20 protein-coding genes are annotated in these 20856 nt (G+C 69.1%); 9 read left to right on the forward strand and 11 right to left on the reverse strand.

Going from position 1 to position 20856, the window contains the following annotated elements; translation table 11 throughout:
• Window positions 1-25 precede the first annotated feature (25 nt).
• Window positions 26-1408 carry an adenylosuccinate lyase gene (purB, locus tag ABD736_RS10640; RefSeq protein WP_344792241.1) on the forward strand — a complete coding sequence of 461 codons (1383 nt, stop codon included), beginning with the start codon at window positions 26-28 and terminating at the stop codon, window positions 1406-1408.
• 130 nt (window positions 1409-1538) lie between these two features.
• On the opposite strand, the gene ABD736_RS10645 is transcribed toward purB, so the two are convergent.
• From ABD736_RS10645 to ABD736_RS10665, 5 genes are all read right to left on the reverse strand, one after another.
• Window positions 1539-2021, reverse strand: a complete 483-nt coding sequence (locus ABD736_RS10645) for an FBP domain-containing protein (RefSeq protein ID WP_344791741.1) — start codon at window positions 2019-2021, stop codon at window positions 1539-1541.
• 11 nt (window positions 2022-2032) lie between these two features.
• Window positions 2033-2374 (reverse strand): VirB3 family type IV secretion system protein, encoded by a 342-nt coding sequence (locus ABD736_RS10650; RefSeq protein ID WP_344791742.1) that lies wholly within the window; start codon window positions 2372-2374, stop codon window positions 2033-2035.
• On the reverse strand, window positions 2371-2937 hold the full coding sequence (locus tag ABD736_RS10655) for a DUF308 domain-containing protein (RefSeq protein WP_344791743.1): 567 nt from the start codon (window positions 2935-2937) through the stop codon (window positions 2371-2373). Before ABD736_RS10655 ends, ABD736_RS10650 begins: the two co-directional genes overlap by 4 nt.
• A 180-nt stretch (window positions 2938-3117) precedes the next feature.
• Entirely contained in the window at window positions 3118-5655 is a 2538-nt protein-coding gene (locus ABD736_RS10660; RefSeq protein WP_344791744.1) for a glycoside hydrolase family 65 protein, read from the reverse strand.
• A complete protein-coding gene (locus tag ABD736_RS10665) occupies window positions 5652-6395 on the reverse strand; it encodes an HAD family hydrolase (RefSeq protein ID WP_344791745.1) in 744 nt (247 codons plus the stop codon). The genes ABD736_RS10660 and ABD736_RS10665 overlap by 4 nt, the downstream gene beginning before the upstream one ends.
• A gap of 96 nt (window positions 6396-6491) precedes the next feature.
• Between ABD736_RS10665 and ABD736_RS10670 the strand changes: the two genes are divergently transcribed.
• Window positions 6492-7595 carry a DNA glycosylase AlkZ-like family protein gene (locus ABD736_RS10670; RefSeq protein ID WP_344791746.1) on the forward strand — a complete coding sequence of 368 codons (1104 nt, stop codon included), beginning with the start codon at window positions 6492-6494 and terminating at the stop codon, window positions 7593-7595.
• Between the two features lie 28 nt (window positions 7596-7623).
• On the opposite strand, the gene dnaB is transcribed toward ABD736_RS10670, so the two are convergent.
• The 5 genes from dnaB to rpsF form a co-directional block, all read right to left on the reverse strand.
• Window positions 7624-9021, reverse strand: coding sequence for a replicative DNA helicase (gene dnaB, locus ABD736_RS10675; protein ID WP_344791747.1), 1398 nt, complete (start codon window positions 9019-9021; stop codon window positions 7624-7626).
• Window positions 9022-9486: 465 nt separating this feature from the next.
• Complete coding sequence (rplI, locus tag ABD736_RS10680; protein ID WP_344791748.1) at window positions 9487-9939, reverse strand: 50S ribosomal protein L9; 453 nt, start codon at window positions 9937-9939, stop codon at window positions 9487-9489.
• Between the two features lie 11 nt (window positions 9940-9950).
• Window positions 9951-10214: a 30S ribosomal protein S18 gene (gene rpsR / locus ABD736_RS10685; protein WP_120789059.1), complete on the reverse strand. Its 264-nt coding sequence runs from the start codon at window positions 10212-10214 to the stop codon at window positions 9951-9953.
• A 29-nt stretch (window positions 10215-10243) separates the two neighbouring features.
• On the reverse strand, window positions 10244-10756 hold the full coding sequence (locus tag ABD736_RS10690; protein WP_344791749.1) for a single-stranded DNA-binding protein: 513 nt from the start codon (window positions 10754-10756) through the stop codon (window positions 10244-10246).
• A gap of 4 nt (window positions 10757-10760) precedes the next feature.
• On the reverse strand, window positions 10761-11138 hold the full coding sequence (rpsF, locus tag ABD736_RS10695) for a 30S ribosomal protein S6 (protein WP_344791750.1): 378 nt from the start codon (window positions 11136-11138) through the stop codon (window positions 10761-10763).
• A gap of 131 nt (window positions 11139-11269) precedes the next feature.
• Here rpsF and ABD736_RS10700 point away from each other — a divergent pair, with 131 nt between their 5' ends.
• Genes ABD736_RS10700 through ABD736_RS10710 form a run of 3 tightly spaced genes read left to right on the forward strand, consistent with a single transcriptional unit; the run spans window position 11270 to window position 14143 of the window.
• Entirely contained in the window at window positions 11270-12505 is a 1236-nt protein-coding gene (locus ABD736_RS10700; RefSeq protein WP_344791751.1) for a glycosyltransferase, read from the forward strand.
• Between the two features lie 9 nt (window positions 12506-12514).
• Window positions 12515-13345, forward strand: coding sequence for an aldo/keto reductase (locus tag ABD736_RS10705; protein WP_344791752.1), 831 nt, complete (start codon window positions 12515-12517; stop codon window positions 13343-13345).
• Window positions 13346-14143, forward strand: coding sequence for a PIG-L family deacetylase (locus tag ABD736_RS10710; protein WP_344791753.1), 798 nt, complete (start codon window positions 13346-13348; stop codon window positions 14141-14143).
• Here the strand turns inward: ABD736_RS10710 and ABD736_RS10715 are convergent.
• Window positions 14106-15542, reverse strand: coding sequence for a CCA tRNA nucleotidyltransferase (locus ABD736_RS10715; protein WP_344791754.1), 1437 nt, complete (start codon window positions 15540-15542; stop codon window positions 14106-14108). The two genes, ABD736_RS10710 and ABD736_RS10715, sit on opposite strands and share 38 nt — an antisense overlap.
• Before the next feature lie 82 nt (window positions 15543-15624).
• On the opposite strand from ABD736_RS10715, the gene ABD736_RS10720 reads away from it, so the two are divergent.
• The 4 genes from ABD736_RS10720 (at window position 15625) to trxA (ending at window position 20841) form a co-directional block, all read left to right on the forward strand.
• Window positions 15625-17823 carry a DUF6049 family protein gene (locus tag ABD736_RS10720; RefSeq protein WP_344791756.1) on the forward strand — a complete coding sequence of 733 codons (2199 nt, stop codon included), beginning with the start codon at window positions 15625-15627 and terminating at the stop codon, window positions 17821-17823.
• Window positions 17816-19426 (forward strand): murein biosynthesis integral membrane protein MurJ, encoded by a 1611-nt coding sequence (gene murJ / locus ABD736_RS10725; protein ID WP_344791758.1) that lies wholly within the window; start codon window positions 17816-17818, stop codon window positions 19424-19426. The genes ABD736_RS10720 and murJ overlap by 8 nt, the downstream gene beginning before the upstream one ends.
• Window positions 19427-19502: 76 nt before the next feature.
• Window positions 19503-20492 (forward strand): thioredoxin-disulfide reductase, encoded by a 990-nt coding sequence (gene trxB / locus ABD736_RS10730; RefSeq protein ID WP_344791759.1) that lies wholly within the window; start codon window positions 19503-19505, stop codon window positions 20490-20492.
• A gap of 22 nt (window positions 20493-20514) precedes the next feature.
• On the forward strand, window positions 20515-20841 hold the full coding sequence (gene trxA, locus ABD736_RS10735; RefSeq protein ID WP_344791760.1) for a thioredoxin: 327 nt from the start codon (window positions 20515-20517) through the stop codon (window positions 20839-20841).
• Window positions 20842-20856: the final 15 nt, after the last annotated feature.

Genomic DNA, 20856 nt, shown 5'->3' on the forward strand with positions numbered 1-20856 from the left:
CGAAAGCCACACGATGAACGACCAGCTGCCCGCCCTTCCCCCTCAGCCGATCAGCCCGCTCGACGGCCGCTACCGCGCCGCAGTGTCAGCTCTGGGCGACCACCTCTCGGAGGCGGGGCTCAACCGCGCGCGGGTCCACGTCGAGGTCGAGTGGCTGATCTACCTCACCTCGCACTCGATGTTCGGCTCATCGCCGCTCGAGTCGGCGCACGTGCAGCAGCTGCGCGCGTTCGCCGCGAACTTCGGCGACCTCGAGATCAACGCCCTCGCCGAGATCGAGGCGACGACCCGGCATGACGTGAAGGCCGTCGAGTACCTGATCCGCGGCGAGCTCGATCGCCTCGGCCTCGGCGCGATCGCCGAGCTCACGCACTTCGCCTGCACCAGCGAGGACATCAACAACCTCTCCTACGCGATCACCGTCAAGGCCGCCGTCGAGCAGATCTGGCTGCCGAAGCTGCGCGCGGTGGTGCAGAAGCTCGCGGCTCTCGCCGTCGAGCACAAGGATGCCGCGATGCTGTCGCGCACCCACGGGCAGCCGGCCACGCCGACGACCATGGGCAAGGAGCTCGGCGTCTTCGTCTACCGCCTGCAGCGGGTGATCGCGCAGCTCGAGGCATCCGAATACCTCGGCAAGTTCAGCGGTGCAACCGGCACCTTCGCCGCGCACCTGGCCGCCGACCCCACCGCCGACTGGCCTGCGATCAGCCGCGAGTTCGTCGAGGGGCTCGGGCTCACCTGGAACCCGCTCACGACGCAGATCGAGTCGCACGACTGGCAGGCAGAGGTCTATGGCAAGGCCGCCCACGCCAACCGCATCCTGCACAATCTCGCGACGGACATCTGGACCTACATCTCGCTCGGCTACTTCCGTCAGATCCCCGTCCCAGGCGCCACCGGCTCGTCGACCATGCCGCACAAGATCAACCCCATCCGGTTCGAGAACGCCGAGGCGAACCTCGAGCTCTCGTCGGCACTGCTCGACTCGCTGTCGGCCACACTCGTCACCTCGCGCCTGCAGCGCGACCTGACCGACTCCACGACTCAGCGCAACATCGGCGTCGCCTTCGGCCACTCGCTGCTCGCCCTCGACAACCTCGAGCGCGGCCTCGGCGAGATCGCCCTCGACGCCGACGCCCTCGCGGCCGACCTCGACAGCAACTGGGAGGTGCTGGCCGAGGCGATCCAGACCGTGATCCGCGCAGAGGTCGTCGCCGGCCGCTCGACGATCGCCGACCCCTACGCGGTGCTCAAGGAACTCACCCGCGGCCACCGCGTCGGCGCGGCAGAGCTCGCCGAGTTCGTGCAGGGCCTTGAGATCGGCGACGAGGCGAAGGCACGCCTCGCCGCTCTCACGCCGGCCGCCTACATCGGCGTCGCCCCCGAGCTGCTGCGCTACCTCGGCTGAGCAGGAGCCGGGGATGCTTCACCGAGGCGCGCCGGAAAGGGCAGTGCCCGCGGGCGAAGCCCCCTTTCGGCACGTCTCGGCGAGTCGCCTCTGACAGGGCGCGCCGTGGCGCAGCATCCCTCGGCGCAGCTCAGCCCAGCACTGCGGCGACGAACCTGCTGACGTTCCCGCGCAGTGTCTCGATGCGCTCGAGCCGAGCCGCCTCTGCGTCGAACCCCACATACGCCAGCGGCGGCAGCTTCCGCACGTTCGCCGAGCATTCGAATCCGGCGCAGACGAGCGTGCCGATCGTGTCGCCCTTCCGGCCGGCCGCGCCGGCGCGCTTCGCCGAGAAGAACACGACCTCGTTCGGCAGGTGCACGTCTTCGCACCATGAGCACTGCGGGCGCGTGCGGGTGCGCCCGTTCCCGGTGCGCAGCATGACGCCGACCGGCTCGTCGTCGAGGCGCGTGACGACGTAGCCGACGTTGTCGATCTTGCGGTCGCGCCAGCCGAGGAAGTCGAGCTGGTCCCACGCGAGATTGTCGAGATCGGGAAGGGTGATCGAGTTGCGTTCCCGGAGTGACGCGTTGACGAACGCGCCGCGGATTTCCTGCTCAGTGAGCGGTTGCATGACGGCCGCGATCAGTGGCCCTGCGGGCCGCGGTTCTCGTCACCGTCAGGCGCCGGCTTGTCGTGCAGCACGGGCCGGGATCCGCCGTGCGCGGCATCCTGCTCGGCGAGGTCCGCGACCTCGTCCTCGGTCGGCTTGATCGACTGCACGAACAGCGCCGTGATCACCAGCGAGATGATGAAGATCACGCCGAAGCCGATGACCGCGGCCAGCCAGCTGTGCCCCGCGATCAGGATGATCAGGCCCGCGAACAGCGCGAGGATCGCCGAGCCGCCCACGAGCTCAGCGGGGCGCAGCACCTCCCGGCGCGAGGGCTGGCGGGCGGCGGGGGTGCGGGACTTTCGGGCGCTCATGCGTGGGACTCCGTGGGTTCGTCGGCGCCCTCAGCAGGCCGCGCCCACTTGAGAGAGAACGCGCCGATCGCGAGGTAGACGCCGATGACGATGGCGTAGGCGCCGAACAGGCCGACGGCCAGCCGGTGCTCGGGCGGGATGACGAGGTAGGCGATCGCGAGGACGACGGTGAAGCCGCCGACGGCGAGCCGATCACGAGCGCCGGATGCCTCGGCTGCGGCGCCCCGTCGCGCACGCCAGCCGCCGTACAGCTCGGCGACGCCGGTCAGCAGCGCCCAGACACTCACGCTGTAGAGCAGCGCCCCGAGGCCCGTCGAGCGCACGATCAACGCCACGACGCCCACGACGATTCCGAGAACGCCCTGCACCAGCCAGATCGCGCGGCCTGAGGCATCCGTCACGAAGAAGAACGCGGCGACCGCGAGCCCGCTCACGATCGCGAATGCCGCGAACATGGCGATGCCGTATGCCGCCGTGTGATCTTGATCCAAGGTGATCAGGAACCCCGCCGCGAAGGCGATGACGGCGCGCACGAGCTGCAGAAGCCAGTACCGGCCAATCACGTGAGACGCCTGCTTTCGACAATCGGGATGCGACTCTTCAGTCTAGTTGCGGCGCCCTTGTGGCTTTTCTGAACGGCGTCGGCCGCACGGCACGCAGGCCGGCCGCACGCAGACCGGCCGGACGCGGGCCGGCCGCACGCAGTCCGGCGGCGCGTCCCGGCCCGCGACTGCGGCCGCGTGTCACTGCCCGTGCTGCTGGATCACCACGATCGGCGCGGTGCCCGTCGTCGGCGTCGGGTCGTCGGCTGCGAGCGTCGGGATCGACGCCGTCATCACCGAGCCGTCCGGCCGCAGCTCGCCCTTGATCGCGCTGGCGCTCGGGGTGCCGTGGCGGATCGGGCCCTGGCCGTCGAGCGGGATGAGCCGCGGCTCGCCGGGGCGAACGAACACGGTCTCGCCGCGCACCGTGATCTCGACGCCGTCGCCCTCTTCGATGCGCAGCTGCACGCTTTCGCGGCGCAGCTCGACGCGCAGGCGGCTGCCCTTGACGGTGAGGCGATAGCGGATGCCTTCCCAGCCGCTCGGGAGACGGGGGTCCATCGACAGCTTTCCGAGGTAGTCGCGAATCCCGCCGAATCCCCAGACCAGCGCACCCCACACGCCGCCCGTCGAGGCGACGTGCACGCCGTCGACGGCGTTGTTGTGCAGGTCGGCGAGGTCGACGTAGACCGCGTCGAGGAAGTAGTCGACGGCCAGCTGACCGTAGCCGACCTCGGCGGCGATGATCGACTGCGCGACCGCCGACAGCGTCGAGTCGCCCGTCGTCAGCGGGTCGTAGTACTCGAAATCGGCGAGCTTCTGCTCTGGCGAGAACTCGTCGCCCTGAAGCACGAGCGCGAGCACGACGTCTGCCTGCTTCAGCACCTGGAAGCGGTAGATCACGAGCGGGTGGTAGTGCAGCAGCAGCGGCAGCTTGTCCTGAGGGGTGTTCGGCAGGTCCCACAGCTCCTTCTCGAGGAACTGCGCGTCCTGCGGGTTGATCCCGAGGCTCTCGTCATAGGGGATGTGCATCGCCTCCGCGGCGCGCGCCCACTCCGCGACCTCGTCGTCGGTGAGGCCCAGGCGGTTCACCACGCTGCGATAGGCGCTCGGGTCGTGCTCCTTGACCGCCTTCACCGCTCGCACCGCCGCGCGCAGATTCCCGCGCGCCATCACGTTCGTGTACAGGTTGTCGTTGACGACCGTCGTGTACTCGTCGGGGCCTGTCACGCCGTGAATGTGGAAGATCTCACCGCCGTTATAGCGCCAGAACCCCAGGTCCGCCCACATGCGCGCGGTCTCCACGAGGATGTCGATGCCCTCCGAGTCGAGGAAGGCATCGTCGCCGCTCGCATTCACGTACTGCACGAGCGCGAACGAGATATCGGCGTCGATGTGGTACTGCGCGGTGCCGGCCGCATAGTACGCAGAGGATTCCTGCCCGTTGATGGTGCGCCACGGGAACAGCGCCCCGCGCTGGCTCAGCTCGCCGGCGCGCGCCCTGGCGTCATCGAGGATGCTGTGCCGGTAGCGCAGCGCGTTCCGCGCCGCGGTGGGCTGCGTGTAGCTCAGGAACGGCAGGACATAGATCTCCATGTCCCAGAAGTAGTGGCCACCGTAGCCCGACCCGCTCACGCCCTTGGCCGGGATACCGAGCCCGTCGGCGCGCGCGGTCGCCTGAGCGAGCTGGAAGAGGTTCCAGCGCACGGCCTGCTGCACGGCCGGCTGGCCGAAGATCTCGACGTCGCTCTTCGCCCAGAAGTCGTCGAGCCAGACGCGCTGGTCCTCGTAGAGCTGGTGGATGCCGCGCTCGCGCACCCGGTCCAGCGTGCGATCGCACCGGTCGGCGAGTTCACGCACCGGCACGGCGTGCGAGGTGTGGTAGCTCAGCAGCTTCGTGAGGCGGATCGGCACGCCCGCCTTCGCCTGCACGCGGTACTCCTGCTTGGCGAGGTCGTCCTCGAGCGTGTACGACTGCGTGATCTCGTTGTCGGTGTCGATGATGTGGTCGGCGGCGACGGCGATCGTCATGCGCGAGTTGGTGCAGCGATAGCCGAGCAGGCTGCGGCCGCCGGAGTTCCGCTTCAGCCGCGGCTGCAGCACGCGGTCGGTGAACGACTCGGCCTTCCGCGGGTCGAAGCCGGCGTCGCCGAGCGTCGGGCCGCCGATGCCGTACTCGTCTTTGCGGTCCTGCCGGTTGATCACCTGGCTCGAGAGCACGACTGAGGCATCCGCATCGAGCACCGTGACCTCGTAGTCGATGACGGCCAGGTGCCGGTCCGTGAACGACGCGAAGCGGCGCGACGTGATCTGCACGCGCCGACCCGACGGGGTGCGCCACTCGAGGTCGCGCGTCAGCACGCCGTCGACGAAGTCGAGGCGGCGCTCGTACGAGAGCAGCTCGGCCTCAGAGATGTTGAATGGCACGTCGTCGACGTAGACGCGGATCACCTTCGCGTCGGGCGCGTTCACGATCGTCTGCCCCACGTGCGCGAATCCGAACGCGTCCTCGGCATGGCGAATCGGCCAGGTCTCGTGGAAGCCGTTCACGTACGTGCCCTGCGTGACGCCTTCGCGCGCCTCGTCGTAGTTCCCGCGCAGGCCGATGTAGCCGTTGCCGACGGAGAACAGCGTCTCGGTGCGGCCGAGATCCGGCACAGAGAGCTCACTCTCGACCAGCGCCCATTCGTCGATCGGGAAGCGATCGCGATCAAGCGGGTCGGCTGCAGCTCTTCTCATCGGTCTCCCTTGCTGTTCCACGTGTCGACGAGTTCTGACAGGTCGGCGACCACGACGTCTGCGCCCTCGCGCAGCAGCGCGTCGCGCCCGGTGCCGCGGTCGACCCCGACGACGATGAAGCCGCCGGCCCGCCCCGCGGCGACGCCCGAGGTCGCGTCTTCGACGACGACCGCGTGCGCGGCATCCGTACCCAGCAGCTGCGCGCCGTACTCATAGGTCGCGGGCGCCGGCTTGCCGGCGAGCTGCTTCTCGCGCGCGACCCTGCCGTCCACGACGGCGACGAAGCGGTCGGCGATGCCCGCCGCATTGAGGACGTCGATCGCGTTCGCCGATGAGGACACGACGGCAGAGCGGATGCCTGAGGCATCGACCGCGTCGAGGAACTCCAGCGACCCGGGGTACGGCGTGACGCCCTCTTCCGCCAGCACGCGGTTGAACTCAAGGTTCTTGCGGTTGCCGAGGCCGCACACGGTTTCTGCGTCCGGGCCGTCGCTCGGGTCGCCCTCGGGCAGGGTGATGCCGTGCGCGGCCAGCTCGTCGCGCACCCCGTCGTAGCGCGGCTTCCCATCGATGTGGGCGAAGTAGTCGGCTTCGCTGTAGCTGCCCTTCCCGACCGTCGCGAAGTACTCCTCGAAGAGCAGAGCCCACGCCCGGCGGTGAACCTCGGCGGTCGGCGTCAGCACCCCGTCCAGATCGAACAGGACGGCTTCCACGTCTGCGAACAGTTCTGCCCCAGCCACGTTCCGAGCGTACCGAGAGTTGCCGAGCGGGGCATCCAGCAATCGCGCCGGCGGCGCTCTGCCGCCAGGCCGTCGACAGGTGCCAGGCTTGGGTCCGTGGCATCGGTCCCGGAACTCAGCCGAGAGCAGGCGCGCCGCATCGCCGTGCGCGCGCAGCTGCTGGACGACAGCCCGCGACCGAGCGACCTGGTGGCGACCGTCGAGCACCTGACTGCGGTGCAGAACGAGCCCACCGCCGCGGTCGTGCCCGCCGCCGACCTCGTCCTGTTCGATCGGCTGGGCGCACGGTACCGCCCGCGTGACGTGATCGACGCGCTGGAGAGCGATCGCACGCTGTACGAGCTCGACGGGATGATCTTCCCGATGAGCCAGCTCGAGCTGCGCCTGCCCGGCATGGCCGCATGGCCGCCGTATGCCTCGTCGCGCCGGTGGCTTTCCGACAACGAGTCCTTCCGGCAGGACGTCCTCGATCTCCTCGAGCGGGAGGGCCCGTTGCCGACCTCGGCGGTGCCCGACACGTCGAACGTGCCGTGGGAGAGCACCGGCTGGACCGCGGGGAAGAACGTCTCGCAGCTGCTCGGGCTGCTCGCGAGGCGCGGCGAGATCGCCCAGGTCGGGCGCGACGGCAACGAGCGGCTGTGGGATGTCGCCTGGCGCGCGTATCCCACCGTCCATGCCGAGCTGGATCCTGCGGAAGCGCGCCGGCAGCTCGGCGCACGCCAGCTCGCCGCGCTCGGAATCGTCCGTCCGCGGCTGCGTGGCACGCTGCAGGAGCCGATCGACTTCGGCCCTGGCGTCGGAGCGCCGGTGAGGGTGGCCGGCGTGCACGGCCAATGGATCGTCGACCACGACCAGCTCGAGCATGTCGATGACCCGTTCACCGGCCGCACCGTGCTCGTGTCGCCGTTCGACCGTCTCGTCTTCGACCGCAAGCGCCTGACGGACCTGTTCGAGTTCGAGTACGCGCTCGAGATGTACAAGCCTGCGGCGAAGCGCCGCTTCGGCTACTACGCCTTGCCGGTGCTCGTCGGCGATCGCTTCGCCGCGATCCTGGATGCTGCGAGCGATTTCGCCCGTGGCGAGTTCCGCGTCAACGCCCTGCACGAGCTTCCGGGCCTCGGGCCCGAAGAGCGCGAAGGCATCCGCGCCCGCGTGCACGAGCTCGCCGACTGGCTCGGCCTGGAGCCCGCCTGGCCGTAGTCGTGCGACGCCGAGGTCGTCTTGCGACCTACATCGCCGCCATGTCGGCGAAGCGCGAATAGGCGCCCTGGAACGCCACTGCGACGTCGCGCGTCGGGCCGTTGCGGTGCTTGGCGACGATCAGGTCGGCTTCGCCGGCGCGCGGGCTCTCTTTGTCGTAGGCGTCTTCGCGGTGCAGCAGGATCACCATGTCGGCGTCCTGCTCGATCGATCCCGACTCGCGCAGGTCGGAGAGCGCGGGCCGCTTGTCAGTGCGCTGCTCCGGCCCGCGGTTCAGCTGCGAGAGCGCGATGACCGGTACCTGCAGCTCCTTCGCGAGCAGCTTGAGGGCACGCGAGAACTCCGAGACCTCCTGCTGTCGGGACTCGACGCGCTTGCCGCTCGTCATCAGCTGCAGGTAATCGATGACGACCATCTTCAGGCCGACCCGCTGCTTCAGGCGGCGGCACTTCGCCCGGATCTCGACGAGGGTCATGTTCGGACTGTCGTCGATGTACAGCGGGGCGTCATTGATGCGACCGCGGGTCGAGGCGAGCTTCGTCCAGTCGGACTGCTCGAGGCGGCCCTTGCGAAGCACGTGCAGCGGCAGCGAGCCCTCGGCCGAGAGCAGGCGCATCGCGATTTCGGCGCGGCCCATCTCAAGGCTGAAGAACACGGTCGGCATGTCGTGCTTCACCGACGCGCTACGGGCGAAGTCCAGAGCGAGCGTGGACTTTCCCATCGCAGGGCGCGCGGCGACCACGATCATCTGGCCCGGGTGCAGGCCGTTCGTGAGCTCGTCGAGCTCGGCGAAGCCGGTCGGGACGCCGGTCATCGTGCCGTCTTTGTGGCTGGCCGCGTCGATCTCGTCGCTCGCGGCGTCGATCGCGACGTTCAGCGGGACGTAGTCCTCGCTCTCGCTCGTCTTGGTCAGGTCGTAGACCTCGGCCTGTGCGCGGTTCACGAGGTCCGTGACCTCGCCCTCGGCGGCGTAGCCGTATTGCGCGATGCGCTCGCCCGCCGTGACGAGGCCCCGCAGCACCGCCTTCTCGGAAACGATCTGGGCATAGAAGCCCGCGTTCGCAGCGGTCGGCACGACGCTCGTCAGTGTGTGCAGGTACTCGACGCCGCCGGCGCGCTGCAGCTCGCCGGTCTTGATCAACTCGTCGGTTACAGCGACCACGTCGGTCGGCTCACCGTGCGAGTAGAGCCGCAGCACCGCCTCGTAGATGACCTCGTGCTTCGGCAGGTAGAAGTCCTTGCTGCGCACCACCTCGACGACATCGGCCACGGCGTCTTTGCTGAGCAGCATGCCGCCGAGCGTGCTCTGCTCGGCCAGCTCGTCGTAAGGAGGGGTGCGCGCGCCTGGGTAGCCGCCCGACTCGCCACGACCGCCGCGGTCGTCGCGCCGGTCGTCGCGGTGGTCGTCCAAGTGTGCGATCGACAAGCCGTCCCCTTCATGTGCTTCCGCTCTGCGTATGAGCGCGCTGAACCGCTCAGCCCCCACCCTGGCGGGGACCACCGACATCGGGAGGAGACAGGTGCGGTGCGCCCTCTTTCGGCGCGGAACTCGCCCGGTACTCTTCGCGGCTCACGCCACCCTAGGGACGAGAGCGGCCCTGCACCAACACGGCCTGTGGACAAAGTTGGGGACGGAGGGTGAGAAACGCCGCACACCATGTGGAGGACCCCTGTGGAAAACTGTGGAATCCGAAATTACATCGGTGGGCTTTATGCCGTTGACCAGGGGATTCAATTTCCCCACCCTGTGTGTAGAAACTTGTTTAGAGTGCAGGTCGAGGGTTTACATTTCGGGCGTGTTGCCTGTGCACAAGCCTGTTGAAAACGACCCCTTAAATGGCGATAGCGGCGGGACGAATCCCGCCGCTATCGGCAAGTGTGCACCTTGCGGTTACTTCGCCGCAACCACCTTCAGCGTGATCGTGGCGACGATGTCGTCACGCAGCTTCACGATGGCCTCGTGCGTGCCCGTGCTCTTGATCGGAGCGACGAGCTCGACGCGGCGCTTGTCGACCGCGCCGAGGCCGGCAGCCTCGACAGCCGCGGCGACGTCAGCCGGCTTCACAGAGCCGAACAGACGGCCCTCGGCGCCGGCCTTGACGGTGAGCGTCACGGCGTTGGCCTTGAGCTTGGCGGCGAGGTCCTGGGCCTCTTCGATGCTCGCGTGCTCGCGGGCGGCGCGGGCGGCCTTGATGGCCTCGACCTGCTTCTCGCCACCGCGCGTCCACGGGGTCGCGAAACCCTGCGGCACGAGGTAGTTGCGGGCGTAGCCGTTCTTGACCTCGACGACGTCACCGGCCGAGCCGAGACCGGACACTTCGTGGGTGAGGATGACCTTAGACATTGGTTTCCTCCTTAGCGGCCGGCGCCGGCGTAGGGGAGCAGTGCCATCTCACGGGCGTTCTTGATCGCCTTGGCGATCAGACGCTGCTCCTGAACCGACACGCCGGTGATGCGGCGGGCGCGGATCTTGCCGCGCTCAGAGATGAACTTGCGCAGGGTTGCGACGTCCTTGTAGTCGATGACACCGACGGTCACGGACTTCGCCGGGGCGGCGTTCTTGCCGTCCTTGCCCTTGCGGATCGGCTTGCGGCGGTCGCCGCTCGACTTTCCAGCCATGAGTGAATTCCTTAGTTGATGAAGAGTGTTTAGAAGGGCGTGTCGTCGCTGTAGCCGCCCGGGGTCGACCATGGGTCGTTCGACGGAGCGTCGACCGGGGCCGCGGGTGCCCACGGCTCCTCTGCTCCGCCGCCGTTGCCGCCGTAGTTCGAACCGCCGCGGGAGCCACCGCCCGACGACTGCGCCCGCGTCACCGACGCGGTCGCATAGCGCAGCGAAGGACCGATCTCGTCAACCTCGAGCTCGATCGAGACTCGGTTGTTGCCGTCGCGGTCCTGGTAGTTGCGCTGCTTGAGACGCCCGGTAGCGATGACCCGGGAACCCTTGGTCAGTGAACCGGCCACGTGCTCGGCGAACTCGCGCCAGACGCTCGCGCGCAGGAACAGCGCGTCACCGTCCTTCCACTCGTTGCTCGCGCGGTCGAAGGTGCGCGGCGTGGAAGCGATGGTGAAGTTGGCGACCGCCAGCCCGTTCTGCGTGTAGCGCAGCTCAGGGTCGCTGGTCAGGTTGCCGACCACGGTGATGATGGTCTCGCCGGCCATGGGACTAGGCGCCGACCTTCTCGGCGGCCGGAGTCTTGGCGGACTTCTCGGCCTTGGCAGCCTTCGCGGCCTCGACCTTGGCGACACGCGCCACGGCCTCTTCGGCACGAAGGACCTTGGTGCGCAGGACGGCCTCTGAAAGCTTCAGCTGGCGGTCGAGCTCGGCAGTCGCCTCGGGGGTCGCGTGGAAGTCGACGACGGCGTAGATGCCCTCGGCGCGCTTCTTGATCTCGTAGGCGAGACGGCGACGGCCCCAGACGTCGACCTTGTCGACCGTCCCGTTGTCGTTACGAACGACGTTGAGGAACTTGTCAAGGCTGGGAGCAACGGTGCGCTCATCGATCTCGGGATCGAGGATGACCATCAACTCGTACTGATGCATGACTAACCCACCTCCTCTGGACTCGAACGGCTGCAGTATTTCTGCAGCAGGAGGGTATGTGCATCGTGTGGCGACCTCGCGGAAGAAGCCCGGAGGGCAGACCACAACCTGAATAGGATACCGGACGGAGGGTGAGCGTGCGAATCGGTCTGGTGTCGCTGCACACCTCGCCGCTCGACACCCCGGGCCGCGGCGACGCGGGGGGCATGAACGTCGTCGTGCGGGCGCTCGCGGACGAACTGGCGAAGGCGGGCCACCACGTCGAGGTGCTGACGCGCGCGGCATCCGCCGGCGATCTCGGCCGGGTCGAGACGCTCGATTCCGGCGCCCGCGTGCGCTTCCTCGCGGCCGGCGACGCCGCGCCGCTAGCGAAGGGTGAGCTGCCGCAGGTCACCGGCGAGTTCGGCCGAGCGCTTCGCGAGCTGCCGCGCTTCGACGTGCTGCACGCGCATTACTGGCTCTCGGGGCGGGCGGCGCTGCCCGTGGCCCGCGACACCGGCGCGGCGCACGTGCTCAGCCTGCACACCGTCGCGGTCGTCAAGAACGCCCGGCTTGCGCGGGGCGACGCGCCCGAGCCGCGCGCGCGCATCGATGCAGAGCGGATGCTTGCATGTCGCTCCGACGCCGTCGTGGCCTCGACCCGCAGTGAGCGCGACGCCGTGGTCGCCGCGTACGGGGCGTCGCCGCGCTGCGTCGAGATCATCCCGCCCGGGGTCGACACGGAGATCTTCCACCCGCGCTCGGCGTCCGAATCTTCGTCTCTCGCACGCACGGCTCGCGCGGTGGCCGACGTGCGACAGCACAGTGGGCCGTCACTCGTGTGCGTCGGCCGCATCCAGCCGCTCAAAGGCCAGGATCTGGCGATTCGCGCACTCAGCAGGCTGGCGCCAGGCATCCGCCCCCGCCTCGTCATCGCCGGAGAGGTCAGCGGCGCGGGCAGCGAGCGGTACCGCGCAGAGCTCGACCGCCTGATCGCCGCGCGTGGGCTCGAGCACGACGTCGAGTTCGTCGGCGCGGTTCCCCGCCACGAACTGGCGGCCCTGATCGCCGGCAGCACGCTGGTGGTCGTTCCGAGTCACTCGGAGACATACGGGCTCGTGACCCTCGAGGCCGCGGCGTGCGGGGTTCCCGTGGTCGCCGCCGCGGCGCCTGGGCTGAGCGACGCCGTGCGCGCGGGCGCCACGGGGGTTCTCGTGGCGGGGCGCGACGAGCGCAGCTGGGCCGCGGCGATCGAGCGACTGCTGAGGGACCCTGGAAGGCGCGCGCTGATGCCCCAGGCATCCGTCGCCCATGCCCGCGCGCACGCATGGAAGGCGACGGCGGCGCGTCTTGCCACCCTCTACGAACGTGTCGCCGGTGCCAACTAGCGTGGCGGTATGACCGCTTCTTCTTCCGTTCCTTCCGTGACCCTGAACGACGGCGCGTCCATTCCTCAGCTCGGCTTCGGCGTCTTCCGCGTCGACCCCGCCGAGACCGAGCGCATCGTCGGCGATGCGCTCGAGGTGGGCTACCGACACATCGACACCGCCGCGATGTACCGCAACGAAGACGGCGTCGGTCGCGCGATCGCCGCGAGCGGTATTCCGCGCGACGAGCTGTTCGTGACGACGAAGTTCCCGAACAACGGCTCAGGCAGCGCCGCCGATGCCCTGCGCCACAGCCTCGACCAGCTCGGGCTGGACCGAGTCGACCTCTATCTCATCCACTGGCCGCGGCCGAAGCTCGGCACGGCGCTGTCCGCCTGGCAGGAGCTCATCGAGCTGCAGCAGGCCGGGCTCGCGACCTCGATCGGCGTCTCGAACTATCGCGCGGGCGACCTCGGGCTGATCATCGGCGAGACGGGCGTGATCCCCGCCGTGAACCAGATCGAGCTGCACCTCGAGTTCCAGCAGCGCGAGCTGAAAGAGCTCCACACCCAGCACGGCATCGCCACAGAGGCGTGGTACCCGCTGGGCGGCGGCGAGATCACCTCGGCGCCGGCGCTGCACGAGGTCGCGAAAGCGCACGGCGTGACTCCGGCGCAGGCGATCCTGCGCTGGCACCTGCAGACCGGGAACATCGTGATTCCGAAGTCGAACCGCCGCGAGCGCATGGCCGAGAACTTCGACGTCTTCGGCTTCGAGCTGACCGACGTCGAGCTGGCCGCGCTGGCCGCGGTCGACCAGGGTGCAGCGGGTCGTCGCGGCGGCGACCCGAACGAGCTCTAGGTGGAGCGCCGCCCTGCGGCTCTCCCACCGCTCTTCGTCGGGGTGCGGCGGGTGCTGTTCTTCCACGCCCACCCCGATGACGAGTCGCTGTCGACCGGCGGTCTGATCGCGCTGCTGTCAGCGGCCGGCGTGAAGGTGCGCGTCGTGACGTGCACGCGCGGCGAGCGCGGCGAGGTGGTTCCCGGGCCGCTGAAGCGGCTCGAGGGAACGCCTGAGCTCGCCGCGCACCGGGTCGGCGAGCTCACGCAGGCGCTGAGAGCGCTGGGCGTGCGCGCGCCGGTCTTCCTCGGTGGGCCGGGTGCGCGCCAGCTGAACCGCGGCTCCGGCTTCCGCTACCTCGACTCCGGCATGGTCTGGGGTTCAGACGGGCGCGCGGCGGCGGCGCCCGACGCACCCGCCGGAAGCTTCGCGGGCAACAAGTGGGCGTGCTACGACGCCCTCGCGGCGGTGAAGCGCTTCCGGCCGGACGTCGTGGTGAGTTACGACTCCGGCGGGGGCTACGGGCACCCGGATCATGAATGGGCTCACGTCGCCGCGAAACAGGCGACGGACAACTTTCGGCTGCCGTTCGTCGAGGTCGTTCCGGCTGAGGCATCCGATGCCGTCGAAATCGCCATCGACCTCGAGGCCAAGCGGCGCGCACTCGCCGCGCACGCCAGCCAACTGACGCTCACCACGAGCGGCTACGTGCTCTCGGGCGGCCAGCAGCACGTTCTGGAACCCGTCGAACGGTATCGGCTGCACACCGGGCGACGCCCGATCAGCCCTGTTCCCGCTCGCGCTCCCACCACGAGGTGAGCCTGCGGGCCGCTTCGTCGGCGCCGAGCGGGCCCTCGTCGAGGCGCAGCTCCATCAGGAACTTCATCGCCTGACCGACCTCGCGCCCCGGCTTCAGCCCGAGCAGGGCCATGACCTCGTCGCCGTTCAAGTCAGGGCGGATCGCGTCGATCTCCTCCTGCTGCTTGAGCTTCACGATGCGCGCCTCGAGGTCGTCGTAGGCGAAGCCGAGCCGGTCGGCCTTCCGCTTGTTGCGGGTCGTCACGTCGCTGCGGGTGAGGATGTGCAGGCGCTCGAGCTGCTCGCCCGCATCGCGGACGTAGCGGCGCACCGCAGAATCGGTCCACTCGCCGTCGGTGTAGCCGAAGAAGCGTAGGTGGAGTTCGATCAGGCGGGCGACGGCATCGACGGTGTCGTTGTCAAAGCGCAGAGCGCGCAGGCGCTTGCGGGCCAGCCGGGCACCGACGAGGTCGTGGTTGTAGAAGCTGACCGCACCGCCGGGCTCGAGCCTGCGGGTCGCCGGCTTGCCGATGTCGTGCAGCAGCGCGGCGAGGCGCAGGGTGATGTCAGGGGCCGCGCCGGGGTGGCGCGAGTGCTCGTAGCCGATCGCCTGGTCGAGAACGGTGAGCGAGTGCTCGTAGACGTCCTTGTGGCGGTGCTCCGCGTCGATCTGCAGCTGCAGGGCGGGCAACTCGGGCAGCACGAGTTCGGCGAGCCCCGTGTGCACCATGAGCTCGAGGCCGGGGCGCGGGGTATCGGATGCCAGAAGCTTGACGAGCTCGTCGCGGATCCGCTCGGCGCTCACGATCGACAGCGACTCGCGCATGCCGCTCATGGCATCCATCGTCTCGGGGGCGACCTCGAAGCCGAGCTGAGCGGCGAAGCGTGCCGCGCGCAGCATGCGCAGTGGGTCGTCACCGAACGAGACCGCGGGGTCGACGGGGGTGCGCAGCACGCGCGCCATCAGATCCTCGACGCCGCCCGAGGGGTCGACCAGCTTGATCTCGGGAACGCGCAGCGCCAGCGCATTGACGGTGAAATCGCGCCGCACCAGGTCGCCTTCGAGCTCGTCGCCGAATTCGACGACCGGCTTGCGAGTGGCGCCGTCGTAGCTGTCTGCGCGATACGTCGTGATTTCGACGCTCTCGCCGTCGACGCGCGCCGCGATCGTTCCGAAGGCGCGGCCCACATCCCAGGTGGCTTCGGCCAGCGGCTTGACGACCTTGAGGATGTCGTCGGGGCGCGCGTTCGAGGCGAAGTCGAGGTCGTGCACCGTGCGCGTGAGGAGCGCATCGCGCACCGGGCCGCCGACCAGAGCCAACTCGAAGCCCGCCTGCTGGAACGCTGTGGCGAGCTTTGCGACCACGGGCGACTCGGCGAGAGAGCGCAGGCGCGCAAGAGAATCGGCCACGCTCTGCATACGGGCGATTCTATCGGCGGCCCTTCGCGCACCCGGGGCTCAGTCACAGGGTCGGCCACCTGGCCGCCCATAAACTGACCGCATGCCGGTTAAGGAGGGTGCTGTGCGCCGACGCGCGCCACTGAACCTCCTCACCGCAGCAGCCGCGGCGCTCGCCACCGTCGTCGTGGCGCCGCTGGCCGGCCCGGCCGCCCCGGCACAGGCCGTGGCCGATCACGCCGCTGTGGCACACGCCGCGCACAAGGATGCTCCGACCGGTCAGCCCTCCGTCGAGGTCTTCGCCTCCGGTGGCGGCATCGTGGCAGACGGGGCCGACGTGGTCGTGTCGGTCGTGGTGGCCAACCCGAGCACCGACATGGTGACGGCAGGGCATGTGACCGTGTCGGTCACCACCGGCGCCCTCCGCACCCCGGCCGCACTTGCGGACTTCCGCACGCACCCCACGGCCGCGACGAGACGCAACCTCGGCTCGGCGACCACGGCTTCGGTCGCTGCCGGCGGCACCACGGTCGTCGCGCGAGTGACCGTGCCTGCGGCATCCCTCGCTCTCCCGAGCTCGAAGCCGGGCGTCTTCGGGCTCGCGGCCAGCGTCACGACCTCGTCCGGCACGCTGGGCACAGGCGCCGGCACGCTCGTCGTGCCGGGCGCCTCGCCGAAGCGCGTCGGCGTCGCGGCGGTGATGCCGCTGACCGTTCCCACGAGCAGCTCCGGCCTGATCTCGGCCACCGATCTCGCCACCTACACAGCGCCAGACGGCGTGCTGTCGCGTGAGCTAGAGATCGCTCAGAGCAACCCGAGCCTCACGATCGGCATCGACCCGAAGATCCTGGTCTCGATCCGGGTGCTCGGCCAGAGCGCCCCGGCGACGGCGAAGACCTGGCTCGCGGACCTCGCCGACCTCGCCGACCTCACCGGGAACCCGACCTTCCCCCTGCAGTACGGCGACGCCGACCCGGTGCTGCAGCTGCAGGCCGGGCTCGCGAAGCCGCTGCAGCCCAGCGACTTCACCTACGCCATGTCGCCCGGCGACTTCAGCAGCGCCCCGCTCACCGTCGGCGAGCCGACCGAAACGCCGACGGCGACCCCGACACCCACGCCGTCGCCGACAGGCGAGCCACACCTGCCACCGCTGTCAGAGCTCACCGGCTTCCGATACTCCCTGGACAGCATCGCCTGGCCCGCCGCGGGGACCGTGCGCGCCACAGACGTCAAGCGCTTGGCCGGCGCGGGTCTCACGGACACCATCGTCAGCTCGACGAACACCAACGCCGCGACCGTCGCGGCGACACCTGATGCGGCGCTGGACACCGCCGGCGGCTCTGTCCTCGTCACCGACGACGCGCTCAGCTCTGCCCTTCAGACCGCAGCGAGCGCAACCGACGCGACCGAGAGCTCGGTCGCCACCGACGCGCTCAACGCGCAGCTCGCGCTCGCGTCCGAGAATGCGGCGCCGGGCACCGTCGTGCTCGCATCGCTTAGCCGGGCATGGCCGACGGATGCCTCACGAGCCGCGACTGCAGTGGGGTCGGTCCTCGACTCCGCGTTCTCGCATCCTGCCACGATCGAGAGCGCCCGGGCCTCGACGCCCACGCCGGGCCTCACGTTCGTGGATCACGCCAACCCGAGCACACGCCTGCAGCCGGCCGGTGAGCTGCTCGACCTCGCGGGCGAGCCGCGCAGCGGCGGAACAGTGCCCGAGGCCAACATCACCTCGTTCTCGAACGTGCTCACGAACCCCCTGCTGCTCACCGGCGATGTGCGCGCTAGGCTGCTCACCCTGTTCTCCGTCGGCTGGTCCGGCTCGCCCGACTGGAGCGCCGCGGTCACCAAGCAGTACTCGTCGATGCAGTCGACGCTCTCGGCGGTGCAGATCGTCTCACCCGGGTCGATCCGCCAGGCATCCCGTCAGGCCCTCATCCCGATCACCGTGGAGAACAAGCTCGCGCACCCGGTCGACGTCGTGCTGCGCGCGACGCCGACGAGCACGCGACTCGAGGTCGAGTCCGACACGACGAAGACGATCGCCGCCGGCTCGAGCGCCAAGGTGCTCGTGCCCGTGAAGGCGCAGCTGAGCAACGGCACCGTCTTCCTCTCATTGCAGCTCTACAGCGAATCGGGCATCGAGATCGGCGACCTCCAGACAGCACAGATCGACGTGCACGCCGACTGGGAGGGCGTCGGTGCGCTCGTCTTCGGCATCATCGTGGCCGGATTCTTCGGCTTCGGCCTCTTCCGCACGATCCAGCGCCGCCGTCGCGAGAAGGCGCAGGCACATGGCTAATCTCGGACGCGCCACCGCGCTGCTCGCGAGCGGCACCCTGGTCTCTCGCGTCCTCGGGTTCGGTCGCCAGTGGCTGCTGCTGTTCGCGCTCGGCGGCACCGGTCTCGTGACCGACGCGTTCCAGACCGCGAACAGTGCGCCGAATGCGGTGTACGCGATCATCAGCCAGGGCATCCTCAACGCGGTGCTCATCCCGCAGATCGTGCGAGCGGCGAAGCATCCGGACGGCGGCCAGGGCTACATCAACAAGCTGGTCACCCTGGGTCTCGTGGTCTTCGCGGGCATCACCGCCATCGCCACCCTGCTGTCGCCGCAGCTCATGTGGCTGCTCGGCGTGCACAACAGCAAAGTCGTCGATCTCGCGGTCGTCTTCGCCTACTGGTCGATGCCACAGGTGTTCTTCTACGGCCTGTACTCGCTGCTCGGCGAGGTGCTCAACGCGCGCAACTCGTTCGGGCCGTTCACCTGGGCTCCGGTACTCAACAACATCATCGCGATCGCCGCGCTCGGCCTCTTCCTGGTGCTCTACGGGCAGCAGCCGGTGAAGACCGTGGGGGACTGGCCGCCCGACAAGATCTTCATCCTCGCCGGCGGATCGACGCTCGGCATCGCGGCGCAGGCCATCGTGCTGTTCGCCTTCTGGCGCCGCGTCGGCCTGCGCTTCCGCCTCGACTTCTCGTGGCGGGGAATGGACCTGCGCACGGTGGGGCGCGCGGCCGGCTGGACCTTCGCGATGCTCGTGTGCACCCAGCTCGCGGGCAACTACCAGACCTTCGTCGCGAACACGGCCTCCGGTGCGCATCGCGCCGGACCCGCTGGCATCGCGACCACGTGGCTGATCTTCATGCTGCCGTTCTCGATCATCGCCGTGTCGGTCGTCACCGCCTACTTCACGCGCATGGCCGAGCACGCCCGCGACGAGAACTTCGAGTCGTTCCGCACCGACTATTCGACGGCCGTGCGCCAGATCGTGCTGCTCATCTCGGTGTGCGCCTCTGTGCTGATCGTGACCGCGTTCTCGTTCTCGCGGGTTTTCACCAGCGACTACATCCCGTACGGCTTCGTGCTGATCGCGTTCGTGCTCGGCCTCGTGCCGTCGGTGATCGGCTTCGTGTCGCTGCGCGCGCTGTACTCGCTCGGCGACACCCGCTCGCCGTTCGTCTACACGCTCGTGCAGGCGATTCTCGTCGCGATCGGCCTCAGCATCTGCCTCGCCCTTCCGCTCGGCATCCGCGCCGTCGGCATCGCGCTCACCGTCACCATCGCGGGCACGGTGCAGGCCGCCCTGTCGGTGATCTTCCTGCGCCGCCGGCTGCACGGGCTTCACCTGCACAGCGTCTTTGGCGCGGTCTGGCACGGTTTCATCGCGGCCGTCGTCGCGGCGGTGCTCGGCTCCTTCGCCCTGTTCGGCGCCGACCATCTCGGCGGCCACGCCGGCTTCTCGACCGCCACGGCCGTGAGCGCGGTCATCTCGATGATCATCGTCGGGATCGTGATGGTTGCGGCATACGTTCTCGTCCTGCGTGCGCTCAGGACGCCCGAATTGCTGGATGCCTGGACGGCGGTCCGACGCCGCCTGGGTCGCTCCCAGCCAGCGGAATAACTCGACCTACTATGTGTTCTACCTTCCAGCGCCCGCATGACCGCGGGCCCGCAACCTCAGGGAGCGCGCTTCATTCATGACTGACTTGACGGAGAACGGCGTCCGCGACGCCATCATCATCGGGTCCGGGCCCGCCGGCTACACCTCAGCGATCTACGCGGCGCGAGCCGAGCTGAAGCCCCTCGTCATCGCCTCGAGCGTCGAGGCCGGCGGCGAGCTGACGAAGACCACCGAGGTCGAGAACTTCCCGGGCTTCCCCGAGGGCGTCATGGGGCCCGACCTCATGATCAAGATGCAGCAGCAGGCCGAGCGCTTCGGTGCGGAGGTCATCTATGACGACGTGGTCGCCGTCGAGCTGCTCGGCGACGTGAAGCGCGTCGTGCTCGGCTCCGGCGAGACACACGAGGCACGCAGCGTCATCGTCGCGACCGGCTCGGCCTATCGCCGTCTCGGCCTCGAAGACGAAGAGCGTCTCTCGGGCCACGGTGTCTCGTGGTGCGCCACCTGCGACGGCTTCTTCTTCCGCCAGAAGAACATCGCGGTGGTCGGCGGCGGCGACTCCGCGATGGAGGAGGCCACGTTCCTCACCCGCTTCGCCGACAAGGTGACGGTCATCCACCGCAAGGACACGCTGCGCGCCTCGCGCATCATGCAGGAGCGCGCGTTCGCGAACGAGAAGATCGAGTTCGCGTGGAACAAGGAGGTCGTGGGGATTTCCGGGGCGGATGCCGTCACGGGCGTCACCCTGCGCGACACGGTCGACGGCAGCGAGAGCGAGCTCGCCATCGACGGCCTGTTCATCGCGATCGGCAACGACCCCCGCGTGCACCTGTTCCACGGGCAGCTCGAGCTGACGCCGGCCGGAACGATCGCCGTCGACGGCCGCTCGTCGCGCACGAATGTGCCGGGCGTCTTCGCCGCGGGCGACGTGATCGACCCGACCTACCGCCAGGCCGTCACCGCGGCCGCCTCTGGCACCGTCGCCGCCCTCGACGCCGAGCACTACCTCGCCGAGCTCGACCAGGCGGCTGAGTCCGTCGACGCCGTGCTCGAGCCCGCAAACTAGCCACCTAAAAGGAGATATGAGAATGTCCGCTGCCAAGGCTGTGACCGACGCCTCGTTCGAGGCCGATGTCCTGAACTCCGAGAAGACCGTACTGGTCGACTTCTGGGCCGAGTGGTGCGGCCCGTGTCGCGCCGTCTCGCCGATCCTCGACCAGATCGCGGCCGAGCACGCCGACAAGATCGAGATCGTCAAGCTCAACGTCGACGAGAACCCGGCGACCGCCGCGAAGTACCAGATCACGTCGATCCCGGCGATGAAGGTGTACCAGGCGGGCGAGGTCAAGAAGACCGTTATCGGCGCCAAGCCGAAGCCGGCCCTCGAGCACGACCTCGCCGAGTTCCTGGCGTAACCAGCCAGCCGAACC

This window comes from Gryllotalpicola daejeonensis, from assembly GCF_039538145.1.
GTDB lineage: Bacteria > Actinomycetota > Actinomycetes > Actinomycetales > Microbacteriaceae > Gryllotalpicola > Gryllotalpicola daejeonensis.